General features: G+C 68.1%; 12 protein-coding genes. 9 read left to right on the top strand and 3 right to left on the bottom strand.

Translation table 11 applies throughout. From position 1 onward, the window contains the following. Positions 1–9 precede the first annotated feature (9 nt). The 3 genes from CFB82_RS14775 (at position 10) to CFB82_RS14765 (ending at position 2561) form a co-directional block, all read left to right on the top strand. Positions 10–765, top strand: a complete 756-nt coding sequence (locus tag CFB82_RS14775; protein WP_089446328.1) for an AzlC family ABC transporter permease — start codon at positions 10–12, stop codon at positions 763–765. After that, positions 762–1085 (top strand): AzlD domain-containing protein, encoded by a 324-nt coding sequence (locus tag CFB82_RS14770; RefSeq protein WP_069248754.1) that lies wholly within the window; start codon positions 762–764, stop codon positions 1083–1085. The genes CFB82_RS14775 and CFB82_RS14770 overlap by 4 nt, the downstream gene beginning before the upstream one ends. A 279-nt stretch (positions 1086–1364) precedes the next feature. After that, the gene (locus tag CFB82_RS14765; RefSeq protein ID WP_011353068.1) at positions 1365–2561 is read left to right on the top strand and encodes a phosphoglycerate kinase; all 1197 of its coding nucleotides are present in this window, start codon (positions 1365–1367) and stop codon (positions 2559–2561) included. Between the two features lie 157 nt (positions 2562–2718). Here CFB82_RS14765 and CFB82_RS43990 read toward each other — a convergent pair whose 3' ends face one another. Further along, complete coding sequence (locus CFB82_RS43990) at positions 2719–2847, bottom strand: hypothetical protein (protein WP_256093618.1); 129 nt, start codon at positions 2845–2847, stop codon at positions 2719–2721. Between CFB82_RS43990 and pyk the strand changes: the two genes are divergently transcribed. From pyk to CFB82_RS14735, 6 genes are all read left to right on the top strand, one after another. Next, complete coding sequence (gene pyk / locus CFB82_RS14760) at positions 2846–4282, top strand: pyruvate kinase (protein ID WP_069248753.1); 1437 nt, start codon at positions 2846–2848, stop codon at positions 4280–4282. The genes CFB82_RS43990 and pyk overlap by 2 nt on opposite strands. A 317-nt stretch (positions 4283–4599) precedes the next feature. Next, positions 4600–5664: a class II fructose-bisphosphate aldolase gene (gene fba, locus CFB82_RS14755; RefSeq protein ID WP_034189083.1), complete on the top strand. Its 1065-nt coding sequence runs from the start codon at positions 4600–4602 to the stop codon at positions 5662–5664. A 225-nt stretch (positions 5665–5889) separates the two neighbouring features. Continuing rightward, entirely contained in the window at positions 5890–6780 is an 891-nt protein-coding gene (locus CFB82_RS14750; RefSeq protein WP_089484514.1) for a phosphoribosylaminoimidazolesuccinocarboxamide synthase, read from the top strand. A gap of 16 nt (positions 6781–6796) precedes the next feature. After that, the gene (purE, locus tag CFB82_RS14745; RefSeq protein ID WP_039360624.1) at positions 6797–7318 is read left to right on the top strand and encodes a 5-(carboxyamino)imidazole ribonucleotide mutase; all 522 of its coding nucleotides are present in this window, start codon (positions 6797–6799) and stop codon (positions 7316–7318) included. An 80-nt stretch (positions 7319–7398) separates the two neighbouring features. Then, positions 7399–8595, top strand: coding sequence for a 5-(carboxyamino)imidazole ribonucleotide synthase (locus CFB82_RS14740; protein WP_089484513.1), 1197 nt, complete (start codon positions 7399–7401; stop codon positions 8593–8595). Between the two features lie 11 nt (positions 8596–8606). Further along, a complete protein-coding gene (locus CFB82_RS14735) occupies positions 8607–9635 on the top strand; it encodes an L-threonylcarbamoyladenylate synthase (RefSeq protein ID WP_089484512.1) in 1029 nt (342 codons plus the stop codon). An 81-nt stretch (positions 9636–9716) separates the two neighbouring features. On the opposite strand, the gene CFB82_RS14730 is transcribed toward CFB82_RS14735, so the two are convergent. Both CFB82_RS14730 and CFB82_RS14725 read right to left on the bottom strand, forming a co-directional pair. Next, positions 9717–10847, bottom strand: a complete 1131-nt coding sequence (locus CFB82_RS14730; protein WP_089484511.1) for an SGNH/GDSL hydrolase family protein — start codon at positions 10845–10847, stop codon at positions 9717–9719. 95 nt (positions 10848–10942) lie between these two features. Further along, a complete protein-coding gene (locus tag CFB82_RS14725) occupies positions 10943–11857 on the bottom strand; it encodes a sterol desaturase family protein (RefSeq protein WP_089484510.1) in 915 nt (304 codons plus the stop codon). Positions 11858–12083 lie beyond the last annotated feature (226 nt).

The raw sequence follows: 12083 nt of genomic DNA, 5'->3' as shown, positions 1-12083 counted from the left end.
CCGCTTCCCATGCTTGCTCGATTGTCCGCCACCGACCGCTTCGCGCTGATCCAGGGCGCGCGCGACTATTCCCCGACGCTGATGGCGATTTTCTCGTGGGGGCTCGTCACCGGCGTCGCGATGAGCAAGTCGGTCATGACCCTCGGGCAGGCGAGCGCGATGTCGCTGCTGGTCTACGCGGGCTCGTCGCAGCTCGCGGTGTTGCCGCTCCTCGCGGCGAAGCTGCCGATCTGGACCATCCTGCTCACGGCCGCGATGGTCAACACGCGCTTCGTGATCTTCAGCGCCGGTCTTGCTCCCCATTTTTCCTACCTGCCGCTGTGGCGGCGCCTCGCGATCGGCTATTTCAACGGCGACGTGATCTACCTGCTGTTCCAGAAACAGGGCTTCGCTTACGGCCACGTGCCCGGCAAGGAAGCGTATTTCTGGGGGATGGCGCTCGCGAGCTGGCTGTCGTGGCAGGTGTCGTCGCTCGCCGGCATCCTGCTCGCGAGTGTCTTTCCCGCGAGCTGGGGGCTGGAACTGGCCGGCACGCTTGCGCTGATCCCGATCATGGTGTCGGCGGTCGCGAACCGCTCGACGCTCGCGGCCGTCGCGGTCGCCGGTATCGTGTCGCTCATCGCGTTCGACCTGCCGTACCGGCTCGCGCTGCCCGTTGCGGTGCTCGCCGCGCTCGCGGCGGGCTGCACGGCCGATTTCTTCGTCGAGCGGGCCGACTGGCGGCGCATTCGCACCGAAACCGTGCACGAAAAGGAAATCGAATGAGCGCGACGGAAATCTGGATCGTCATCATCGGGATGACGATCGTCACGGCCGTCACGCGCGCGCTGTTCCTGATCGGCGGCGAACGCACCGTGCTGCCCGAGCGCGCGCAGCGCGCCATGCGCTACGCGCCGGCGGCGGCACTGGTCGCCGTCGTGCTGCCCGACGTGCTCGAAACGCCGGCCGGGCTGTCGTTCGCGCTGTCCAACCATCCGTTCTACGCGGCGCTCGCCGGCCTCGGCTGGTTTTTGTGGCGGCGCAGCATGCTCGGCACGATCGTCGTCGGGATGCTCGTCTTCACCGCGCTGCGCCTGGTCTTCTAATGGGGCGCCGTTCGGGCCCGCCGGGTACCGGCCGCCCGCGCGGGCGCATTGCTGCGTTGCGGCAATGTGTCCGTTCCCGCGCGCGATCCCAAATAGGCGGAATTCGCCGCCCGCGGGTCAGTCTGCCGGATGGATCGGCTAGAATGCCCGTTCGAGATTTTTTACCCGTGCGCGTCATGCGAACCGCCAGCCACGGCCGCATCCGGCGCCCTTTCGCGGCAGCCCGCGCACGTCCAGCGTGAACCCCCTTTCCCCATCCACTACTTCAATTTGTTCAACATGAGCCAAGTCAAGCGTCTTACCGACCTGATCGCCGCCGGCCAGCTCGCCGGCAAGCGGGTATTCATCCGTGCCGACCTGAACGTCCCGCAGGACGACCAGGGCAACATCACCGAAGACACGCGCGTGCGCGCGTCCGTGCCGGCCATCCAGGCCGCGCTCGACGCCGGCGCGGCCGTGATGGTCACGTCGCACCTCGGCCGCCCGACCGAAGGCGAATTCAAGCCGGAAGATTCGCTCGCGCCGGTCGCGAAGCGCCTCGCCGAGCTGCTCGGCCGTGACGTGCCGCTCGTCTCGAACTGGGTCGAGAACGGCGTGAACGTCGCACCGGGCCAGGTCGTGCTGCTCGAGAACTGCCGCGTGAACAAGGGCGAGAAGAAGAATTCGGACGAGCTCGCGCAGAAGATGGCGAAGCTCTGCGACGTGTACGTGAACGACGCGTTCGGCACCGCGCACCGCGCGGAAGCGACCACGCACGGGATCGCGAAGTACGCGCCGGTCGCGTGCGCGGGCCCGCTGCTGGCCGCCGAACTCGACGCGCTCGGCAAGGCGCTCGGCAACCCGGCCCGCCCGCTGGTGGCGATCGTCGCCGGCTCGAAGGTGTCGACCAAGCTCACGATCCTGAAATCGCTGGCCGGCAAGGTCGACCAGCTGATCGTCGGCGGCGGCATCGCGAACACGTTCATGCTCGCGGCCGGCCTGTCGATCGGCAAGTCGCTCGCGGAAGCCGACCTCGTCAACGAGGCGAAGGCGATCATCGACGAAGCGCGCGAGCGCGGCGCATCGGTGCCGATCCCGACCGACGTCGTCACCGCCAAGGAATTTTCGCCGACGGCCGTCGCCACGGTGAAGCAGGTCGCCGACATCGAAGCGGACGACATGATCCTCGACATCGGCCCGGATACGGCCAAGGCGCTCGCGAGCCAGCTCGAGAAGGCCGGCACGATCGTGTGGAACGGCCCGGTCGGCGTGTTCGAGTTCGACCAGTTCGGCAACGGCACCAAGACGCTCGCAGAAGCCATCGCCAAATCGTCCGCGTTCTCGATCGCGGGCGGCGGCGACACGCTCGCGGCCATCGCGAAGTACGGCATCCATGACCAGGTCAGCTACATCTCGACGGGCGGCGGCGCCTTCCTCGAGTTCCTCGAGGGGAAAAAGCTGCCGGCGGTGGAAGTGCTGGAAACGCGGGCGGCCTGAGCGTGGCGGCGCGCGCAGGGGTGACGAAGGCCGCGCGCTCCGCGAAAGCGGAGCCGACGGCCGGCGCGGGCAAGCGCAAACGCGTGCCCGCGCGGGCGAACACCGCCCCGCGCGCACCGGCGGCCGCCGGCGACGCGGCCGAGCAGCACCACGAGATTCAGAACAAAGCGATGCCGGGCGCAAGCACCGGCACGCCCCCCGGAGCGGCGGCCGCTGGGCCTGCCGCTTCCGGCTCTCGCAGCGTTTCACCCAGCGCATCCACCTTGATCCAGATGAGGAGTTTCATGCAGCGCGCCACCAAGATAGTCGCCACGATCGGCCCGGCTTCCAGTTCGCCGGAGATTCTGCTGCAGATGATGCAGGCGGGCCTCGACGTCGTGCGGCTCAATTTTTCGCACGGCACGGCCGACGATCACCGCCAGCGCGCCGAGATGGTGCGCGAGGCCGCCCGCAAGGTCGGCCGCGAGATCGCGATCATGGCCGACCTCCAGGGCCCGAAGATCCGCGTAGGCAAGTTCGAGAACGGCAAGACGACGCTCGAGCCGGGCCAGGCCTTCATCCTCGACGCGGGCTGCGAGCTGGGCAACGACGAGCGCGTCGGCCTCGACTACAAGGAGCTGCCGCGTGACCTGCGCACGGGCGACCTGCTGCTGCTGAACGACGGCCTGATCGTGCTGACCGTCGAGCGCGTGCTCGGCGACGAGATCCACACGATCGTCAAGGTGGGCGGCGAGCTGTCGAACAACAAGGGCATCAACCGCCAGGGCGGCGGGCTGTCGGCGCCCGCGCTGACCGCGAAGGACATGGAAGACATCCGCACCGCGATGTCGCTCGGCGCGGACCTCGTGGCGGTGTCGTTCCCGAAGAACGCGACCGACATGGAAATGGCGCGCCAGCTCGCGAACATCGCGGGCGCGCCGTACGGCATCAAGCCGAAGATGATCGCGAAGATCGAGCGCGCGGAAGCGATTCCGGCGCTGCAAAGCATTCTCGACGCGTCCGACGGCATCATGGTCGCGCGCGGCGACCTCGCGGTGGAAGTGGGCAACGCGGCCGTGCCGGCGCTGCAGAAGCGGATGATCCGGATGGCGCGCGAGTCGAACAAGCTCGTGATCACCGCGACGCAGATGATGGAATCGATGATCTACGCGCCGGTGCCGACCCGCGCGGAAGTGTCGGACGTCGCGAACGCGGTGCTCGACGGCACCGACGCGGTGATGCTGTCGGCCGAGACGGCCGCCGGCAAGTATCCGGTCGTCACGATCGAGACGATGGCGGCCGTGTGCGTCGAAGCGGAAAAGTCGGAAGAAGTCGAGCTGGACAAGGATTTCCTCGACCGCACGTTCACGCGGATCGACCAGTCGATCGCGATGGGCGCGCTGTTCACCGCCTACCACCTGGGCGCGAAGGCGATCATCGCGTTGACCGAATCGGGCGCGACCGCGCTGTGGATGTCGCGTCACTACACGCACGTGCCGATCTTCGCGCTGACGCCGCGCGTCGGCAGCGAGCGCACGATGGCGCTGTACCGCAACGTGACGCCGCTGCACGTCGACTTCAACAGCGACCGCGACTCGGCGCTGCAGGCGGCGCTCGAGATCGTCGTCAAGCAGGGCTACGTGCAGCACGGCGACATGGTCGTGCTGACCGTCGGCGAGCCGATGGGGCAGGCGGGCGGCACCAATACGCTGAAGATCGTGCGGGTCGGCGAGCATTATTGAGCGCCGACCGGGCATCGGGCCGGCCTGCGGGCCGGCCGCCCGGATCGGCTGAAGAATCGATCCGGCACCGTTTTTGATACGAAAGCCGCGTGGGGTCCGAAGCCCCGCGCGGCTTTTTTTCTCATTTTTGCCCGCATTGTGCCGTGCGAACGTAACAAATTGCGAGTCGGCGCCACCGGGCGGTCGGAATCGGAGGCGCTTCGCGATAAAATGCGGCTATTCGACGCTCAGCCGCGCCGCGCCACCCCGGGTTCGACCGGGAGCGAGCGCCGCGCCGGCGTCAGGGCGCACCGGTTTTCATTCCATGGAGTTCCACAATGCCTCTCGTATCAATGCGTCAATTGCTGGACCACGCGGCAGAGCACGGTTACGGCCTGCCGGCCTTCAACGTGAACAACCTGGAGCAGGTCCAGGCGATCATGGCGGCGGCGGACCAGGTCGGCGCGCCCGTGATCATGCAGGCATCGGCCGGCGCGCGTAAGTACGCGGGCGAGCCGTTCCTGCGCCACCTGATCGAAGCGGCAGTCGAGTCGTATCCGCACATCCCGGTCGTGATGCACCAGGATCACGGCCAGTCGCCGGCAGTCTGCATGGCCGCGATCCGCAGCGGTTTCACCAGCGTGATGATGGACGGTTCGCTGGAAGCCGACGGCAAGACGGTCGCGTCGTACGAGTACAACGTCGACGTGTCGCGCAAGGTCGTCGAGATGGCGCACTCGATCGGCGTGACGGTCGAAGCCGAACTCGGCGTGCTCGGCTCGCTCGAGACGATGAAGGGCGACAAGGAAGACGGCCACGGCGCGGAAGGCACGATGACCCGCGAGCAGCTGCTGACCGATCCGGAGCAGGCTGCCGACTTCGTGAAGCTCACGCAGTGCGATGCACTCGCGATCGCGATCGGCACGTCGCACGGCGCGTACAAGTTCTCGAAGAAGCCGACGGGCGACATCCTGTCGATCCAGCGCATCAAGGAAATCCACGCGCGCATCCCGAACACCCACCTGGTGATGCACGGTTCGTCGTCGGTGCCGCAGGAACTGCTGGCCGAGATCCGCGAATTCGGCGGCGACATGAAGGAAACCTACGGCGTGCCGGTCGAGGAAATCCAGGAAGGCATCAAGCACGGCGTGCGCAAGATCAACATCGACACCGACCTGCGTCTGGCGATCACCGGTGCGATCCGCCGCTACCTGTTCGAGAACCCGGGCAAGTTTGATCCGCGCGACTACCTGAAGCCCGCGCGCGAAGCGGCGAAGCAGGTTTGCGTCGATCGCTACCTCGCGTTCGGCTGCGAAGGCCAGGCCGGCAAGATCAAGCCGGTGGCACTCGACAAGATCGCCGAGCAGTACAAGTCCGGCGCGCTCGCACAGGTCGTGCGCTGAGACTGTAGTACGATTGCCGCGCCCCGATGTGGGCAAAGGCAAGGCTGTCCGGCTGGATCTGATCCGGCCCCGCAGCCGCTCCGTCCGGCCGAACGAGGGCCGGCCGGCAACCGCCCGGGCGCCGTCGCCCGGGCGGTTCGCCGACGTATTGCAAGGCCGCCGTTCCCGCCTGCCGCGGGGAACGGCGTTTCCCTTTTTGTTTGGCTCCTTATCTGCGAAAAGACGATGTCTACCCTCTACGAATCCACGCTCCGCTCGCTGCCGCTCCTCGGTCGCGGCAAGGTCCGCGATAACTACGCGGTCGGCAACGACAAGCTCCTGATCGTCACGACCGATCGCCTGTCGGCATTCGACGTGGTGATGGGCGAGCCGATTCCGAACAAGGGCCGCGTGCTGAACCAGATGGCGAACTTCTGGTTCGACAAGCTCGCGCACATCGTGCCGAACCACCTGACGGGCGACGCGCCGGAAGCGGTTGTCGCGGCCGACGAGGTCGAGCAGGTGAAGGGCCGCGGCGTGGTCGTCAAGCGCCTCGAGCCGATCATGATCGAAGCGGTCGTGCGCGGCTACCTGGCCGGCAGCGGCTGGAAGGAATACCAGGCGTCGGGCGCCGTGTGCGGCGTGCAGCTGCCGGAAGGCCTGCAGAACGCGCAGAAGCTGCCGGAGCCGATCTTCACGCCGGCCGCGAAGGCCGAGATGGGCGAGCACGACGAGAACATCACGTTCGAGGAAACCGAGCGCCGCATCGGCACCGAGCTGGCCGCGACGATTCGCGACATCTCGATCAAGCTGTACAAGGAAGCGGCCGACTACGCGGCCACGCGCGGCATCATCATCGCCGACACGAAGTTCGAATTCGGCCTCGACAACCACGGCCAGCTGTACCTGATGGACGAAGTGCTGACCGCCGATTCGTCGCGCTTCTGGCCGGCCGACCAGTACGAAGTCGGCACGAACCCGCCGTCGTTCGACAAGCAGTTCGTGCGCGACTGGCTCGAGGCGCAGCCGTGGGGCAAGACGGCACCGGCGCCGGCGCTGCCGGCCGACGTGATCGAGAAGACGGCCGCGAAGTACCAGGAAGCGCTCGAGCGCATCACGGGCCAGTCGCTGGCCTGATCGGGGAACGGAACACATGAGCGAAGTTCAGACTGCCCACACGCACAGCGCGCCGCTCGTCGGCGTGCTGATGGGTTCGAGTTCCGACTGGGACGTGATGAAGCACGCGGTTGCCATCCTGCAGGAATTCGGCGTGCCGTACGAAGCGAAGGTCGTGTCCGCGCACCGGATGCCCGACGAAATGTTCGACTATGCGGAGAAGGCGCGCGAGCGCGGGCTGCGCGCGATCATCGCGGGCGCCGGCGGCGCGGCGCACCTGCCCGGCATGCTGGCCGCGAAAACCACGGTGCCGGTGCTCGGCGTGCCGGTCGCGAGCAAGTACCTGAAGGGTGTCGATTCGCTGCACTCGATCGTGCAGATGCCGAAGGGCGTGCCCGTCGCGACGTTCGCGATCGGCGAGGCCGGTGCCGCGAATGCCGCGCTGTTCGCGGTGTCGATCCTGTCCGGCAACTCGGTCGACTATGCGAACCGGCTCGCCGCGTTCCGCGTGCGCCAGAACGAAGCCGCGCACGCGATGGTGCTGCCGCCGCTGGAATGACGGCGCACCGGCGGCCGCGCGTCGCGGCTGCCTGACCTCCCCACTGCGGCGGGCAGCGCCCGCCGCGACCGACCACTGACATGACCGCAACTCCTGATTCCGTTTCCCCGATCCTGCCCGGCGCGTGGCTTGGCATGGTCGGTGGTGGCCAGCTCGGCCGCATGTTCTGCTTTGCCGCCCAGTCGATGGGCTATCGCGTCGCCGTGCTCGATCCCGATCCGACGAGCCCCGCCGGCGCGGTCGCCGACCGCCACCTGCGCGCGGCCTACGACGACGAAGCCGCGCTCGCCGAACTGGCCGACCTGTGCGAGGCGGTGTCGACGGAGTTCGAGAACGTGCCGGCCGCGAGCCTTGATTTCCTCGCGCGCACGACGTTCGTCGCGCCGGCCGGCCGCTGCGTCGCGGTCGCGCAGGACCGGATCGCGGAGAAGCGCTTCATCGAAGCGTCGGGCGTGCCCGTCGCGCCGCACGTCGTGATCGAATCGTCGGCGGCGCTTGCCGCGCTCGACGACGCCGCACTCGACGCGGTGCTGCCGGGCATCCTGAAGACGGCGCGGCTCGGCTACGACGGCAAGGGCCAGGTGCGTGTGAGCACCGCGCAGGAAGCGCGCGACGCGCATGCGGCGCTGAACGGCGTGCCGTGCGTGCTCGAGAAGCGCCTGCCGCTGAAATACGAAGTGTCGGCGCTGATCGCGCGCGGCGCGGACGGCCGCTCGGCCGCGTTCCCGCTTGCGCAGAACGCGCACCACAACGGCATCCTCGCGCTGACGGTCGTGCCCGCGCCGGCCGCCGATGCCGCGCGTGTCGAAGAGGCGCAGCAGGCCGCCGTGCGGATCGCCGATACGCTCGGCTACGTCGGCGTGCTGTGCGTCGAATTCTTCGTGCTGGAAGACGGTTCGTTCGTCGCGAACGAGATGGCGCCGCGCCCGCACAACTCCGGCCACTACACGGTCGATGCGTGCGCAACGAGCCAGTTCGAGCAGCAGGTGCGCGCGATGACGCGCATGCCGCTCGGTAACCCGCGCCAGCATTCGCCGGCCGCGATGCTGAACATCCTCGGCGACGTGTGGTTCCCGAACGGTGCGGCGGCTGATGCCGTCACGCCGCCGTGGGATACGGTCGCGGCGATGCCGGCCGCGCATCTGCACCTGTACGGCAAGGAAGACGCGCGCGTCGGCCGCAAGATGGGCCACGTGAACTTCACGGCCGAAACGCGCGACGAAGCCGTTGCCGCGGCCACCGCGTGCGCGCAGCTGCTGCGCGTGCCGCTCGACTGAGACGCCAGCCGATGTCCATCGACCTCCCGAACACCGTGACGGCCGCGCAGATCGACGCGGCCGCCGCGTTGCTCGACGCGGGCCAGCTCGTCGCCTTTCCGACCGAAACCGTCTACGGGCTTGGCGGCGATGCGGCGAATCCCGAGGCCGTCGCGCGCATCTACGCGGCGAAGGGGCGGCCCGCGAATCATCCGGTGATCGTGCACCTGCCGCCCGGCGGTGATCCCGGCTACTGGGCCGACGATCTGCCGGCCGACGCGCAGGCGTTGATCGATGCGTTCTGGCCGGGCCCGCTGACGCTGATCCTGAAGCGCCACGCGCGCATTCCGGACGCCGTGAGCGGCGGCCAGGATTCGGTCGGGCTGCGCTGTCCGTCGCATCCGGTTGCGCAAGCACTGCTGGCCGCGTTCAGCGCGCGGCGTGGCGGGCATGGCGGCGTGGCTGCGCCGTCCGCGAACCGGTTCGGCCATGTGAGCCCGACCACCGCACAGCACGTACGCGACGAATTCGGCGACACCGTGCACGTGCTCGACGGCGGCGCATCGGAAGTCGGGATCGAATCGACGATTCTCGACCTGTCGCGCGGCTTCCCGGCGCTGCTGCGCCCGGGCCACGTGACGCCGCAGCAGATCGCCGACGTGCTCGGCCGCGCACCGCAACTGCCGGACGGCAGCGACGCGACCGCGCCGCGCGCGTCGGGCACGCTGAAAGCGCATTACGCGCCTCGCACGCCGCTCGCGCTGCTGCCGTTCGATGCGCTCGAGCCGCTGCTCTCGGCCGCGCAGACCGACGGCGAGCGCGTCGCGCTCGTCGCACGCGCATCGCGCGCGGGACGCTGGGCGCAGGCCGACGGCGTGCATTTCGTCGCGGCGCCGGAAGATCCGCAGGCGTATGCGCGCGACCTGTACGGGATGCTGCGTGCGCTCGACCGCGCGCAGGTGGCGCGGATTCTGGTCGAGAAGCTGCCCGAGACCGTCGAATGGATCGCGGTCAACGATCGCCTCGGCCGCGCGGCGGCTGCGTTCGAAGCGCGCGACTGATAGCCGTCGCGGTTCACGAATGAAAAAACGCCCGACCGGCAAACCGGTCGGGCGTTTTCGTTTGGGCGCGTGGCCGGCGGCTTACTTGCCGACGCCGGATTTCGCGATCTGCTGTTCGGCGAACTGTGCGAACAGCGCATGCAGGCGCGTCGTCGGGTGGACCGTGTCGGCGAACATGTAGGTCTGGTCCGCGTTCGCGACCGTGTAGGTTTGCGGCGAGCAGAACAGCGACGAGCCGAATGCGGTTGCGTTCGCGACGCCGTACTGCGTGGCGGCCTGCACCATCGCCTTCAGGTTACAGGCGGTATCGGTGTTCGATACGTCGAAGCCGTTCGCCTTGTAGTTCGCGAGGATGCCGTCCTGCCACATGAACGTGTCGAGCAGCACGTACTTGGTCGTGTCGACCTTGAGCGCCTGCAGCGTCGCGGCGAGCGTGCCGTTGAACAGCATCGACAGCTGCGTGAGGGTCGTCTGCGAGCCGCCCTGGAGCGCGAGCGGCGTGCCGCCGATATCCGGCACGTTCGACACGAACACGTGCGTCGCGCCGGCGGCGACGATCTGCTGCACGATGCCCGCGAGCTGTTGCGCGGCGGCGCCGATGTTCTGCTGCAGCTGCGTCGGCGTGATCGCGCCGGCCTGCAGCGCCGCGACCTGGTAGAAGATGTCGTTCGCGCCGCCGTTCAGCAGCACGATCTGGCCGGCATTGAAGCTGCCGTGCTGCGACACGTATTGCTTGACCTGGTCGGCGATCGGCGTCGTGGTCGCTTGCGCGTAATCGGCGTTCGGCACGCTGGCGTCCGCATGGCCGATGCCCGGCTGCTGCGTCACGCGCGAGCCGCCCTGTGCGTAGCCGAGACCGCCGGTGGCCTGCAGCGGAATGCCGAAGCCGCCCTGGTTCGCCGGCTGCAGCGTGTCGCCGTAGTACTGCGCGACGTTCTGCGTCCACACCTGGCCCGGGTTGGTCGTGAAGCGGCCGCCGCCGAAGCCGAGCTTGATCTGCGAGTAGGTGCCCGCGTCGGACAGGCTGTCGCCGAACGACACGACCTGCATTTTCACGCCCGACGGCGGCGTGTTCGATGCGCTGTTGCTGTTGTTGTCGTCACCGCCGCCGCATGCGGCGAGCAGCGCGAGCGCGGCGCCGGCAATGGCGACCTGCGCGGTGCGCAGCATGCGCTGACGGGTGCGGGCGGGTGCGTGTCGTTGTGTCTGCATCGTTCGATCTCCTCGTAGATATGGCCTGATGTGTTTCTCATCTGCCGCGTGCCTGCCCGGTTCGGGGCTGCGCGGCGGCCGTTGGCTGAAACGGTTTATTGGTCTCGCGCAGCCGCAAGCGGCACGGTGCGCGGATCCGGGTTCGCGGCCTCGGCAATCTGCGCATGATAAGCGCTCGCCCATTCGGGCGGGCCGAAAATCGCTCGCAGCTTGTTGCGCCAGCCGTCGACGCGCAACGCGTCGCCGGCCATCGATACCCACTCGTGGAACGTCGCGACGAGCGGGTTGTTCGAGCCGAGCCGCTCGACGATCCCGTATTGCGGCGGATCGTCGGGCGTTTCCTCGACATAGCTGCCGAACAGGCGATCCCAGATCACAAGGACGCCTGCGTAATTGCGGTCGATGTAGCGCGCGTTGCGCGCATGGTGCGCACGGTGGATCGACGGCGTGTTCAGCACGTACTCGAGCCAGCCGAGCTTGCCGATCGCCTGCGTGTGCACGAAGAACTGGAACGCGAGGTTGATCAGCACGATGCCGACGACCTGTTGCGGCGGAAAGCCGGCGAACGCGAGCGGCAGCCAGAACACCCACATCCCCGCGACCGGGTACATCAGGCTCTGGCGGAACGCGGTCGAGAAATTCATCCGCTCGGACGAGTGGTGCACGACGTGCGCGGCCCACAGCCAGCGCACGCGATGGCTCGCGCGATGAAAGACGTAGTAGAGGAAATCCTGCGCGACGAACAGCACCGCGAACGACAGCCAGCCGTCGTGCCACGTGAACAGGCGATAGTGCTGGTAGCAGCACGCATAGACGGGGATCACGAACAGCCACGCGATCTTGTCGGCGCCCTGGTGCATCAGCGCGAGCGCCGCGTTGCACAGCGTGTCGCGCCACGCATAGACAGGGTCCTGCGCACGGGTGCGGGCGAGGTGCCAGGCCTCCCACGCGATGCAGAGCAGGAAGACGGGTGCCAGCGCGAGCAGAAGCAATTCGACGTCGAATCGCATGGGCGTGTCTCCTTCTTTCCCCTGCAAGCCTTGAGGCCGGGCGTGTGGCCCGTTGTAGATATCGGTCAGGCCAACAGCCTACGCAATCGCCACGCGCAAGGCGAGGGGGCAGCGTAGAGGGTTCCCTCTGAGGACAGGGTTTTTACGGAAGCCGCGCCGCACGGGGGCGGGCGGTATGGCCCTGTTTTGTGGGCGTGGATGGCGCGCGGGGTGTCGTGCGCCGATG

Source organism: Burkholderia sp. HI2714 (assembly GCF_002223085.1).
GTDB classification, from domain to species: domain Bacteria; phylum Pseudomonadota; class Gammaproteobacteria; order Burkholderiales; family Burkholderiaceae; genus Burkholderia; species Burkholderia lata_D.
This window is presented reverse-complemented; position numbering and strand designations above follow the sequence as displayed.

Excerpts from the sequence above, each read along its gene's own strand:
- pyk (WP_069248753.1), top strand. The coding sequence starts at position 2,846 with ATGCAGCGCGCCACCAAGATAGTCGCCACGATCGGCCCGGCTTCCAGT.
- CFB82_RS14750 (WP_089484514.1), top strand. The coding sequence starts at position 5,890 with ATGTCTACCCTCTACGAATCCACGCTCCGCTCGCTGCCGCTCCTCGGT.
- CFB82_RS14740 (WP_089484513.1), top strand. The coding sequence starts at position 7,399 with ATGACCGCAACTCCTGATTCCGTTTCCCCGATCCTGCCCGGCGCGTGG.
- fba (WP_034189083.1), top strand. The coding sequence starts at position 4,600 with ATGCCTCTCGTATCAATGCGTCAATTGCTGGACCACGCGGCAGAGCAC.
- CFB82_RS14765 (WP_011353068.1), top strand. The coding sequence starts at position 1,365 with ATGAGCCAAGTCAAGCGTCTTACCGACCTGATCGCCGCCGGCCAGCTC.
- purE (WP_039360624.1), top strand. The coding sequence starts at position 6,797 with ATGAGCGAAGTTCAGACTGCCCACACGCACAGCGCGCCGCTCGTCGGC.
- CFB82_RS14730 (WP_089484511.1), bottom strand. The coding sequence starts at position 10,847 with ATGCAGACACAACGACACGCACCCGCCCGCACCCGTCAGCGCATGCTG.
- CFB82_RS43990 (WP_256093618.1), bottom strand. The coding sequence starts at position 2,847 with ATGAAACTCCTCATCTGGATCAAGGTGGATGCGCTGGGTGAAACGCTG.
- CFB82_RS14735 (WP_089484512.1), top strand. The coding sequence starts at position 8,607 with ATGTCCATCGACCTCCCGAACACCGTGACGGCCGCGCAGATCGACGCG.
- CFB82_RS14775 (WP_089446328.1), top strand. The coding sequence starts at position 10 with ATGCTTGCTCGATTGTCCGCCACCGACCGCTTCGCGCTGATCCAGGGC.
- CFB82_RS14770 (WP_069248754.1), top strand. The coding sequence starts at position 762 with ATGAGCGCGACGGAAATCTGGATCGTCATCATCGGGATGACGATCGTC.
- CFB82_RS14725 (WP_089484510.1), bottom strand. The coding sequence starts at position 11,857 with ATGCGATTCGACGTCGAATTGCTTCTGCTCGCGCTGGCACCCGTCTTC.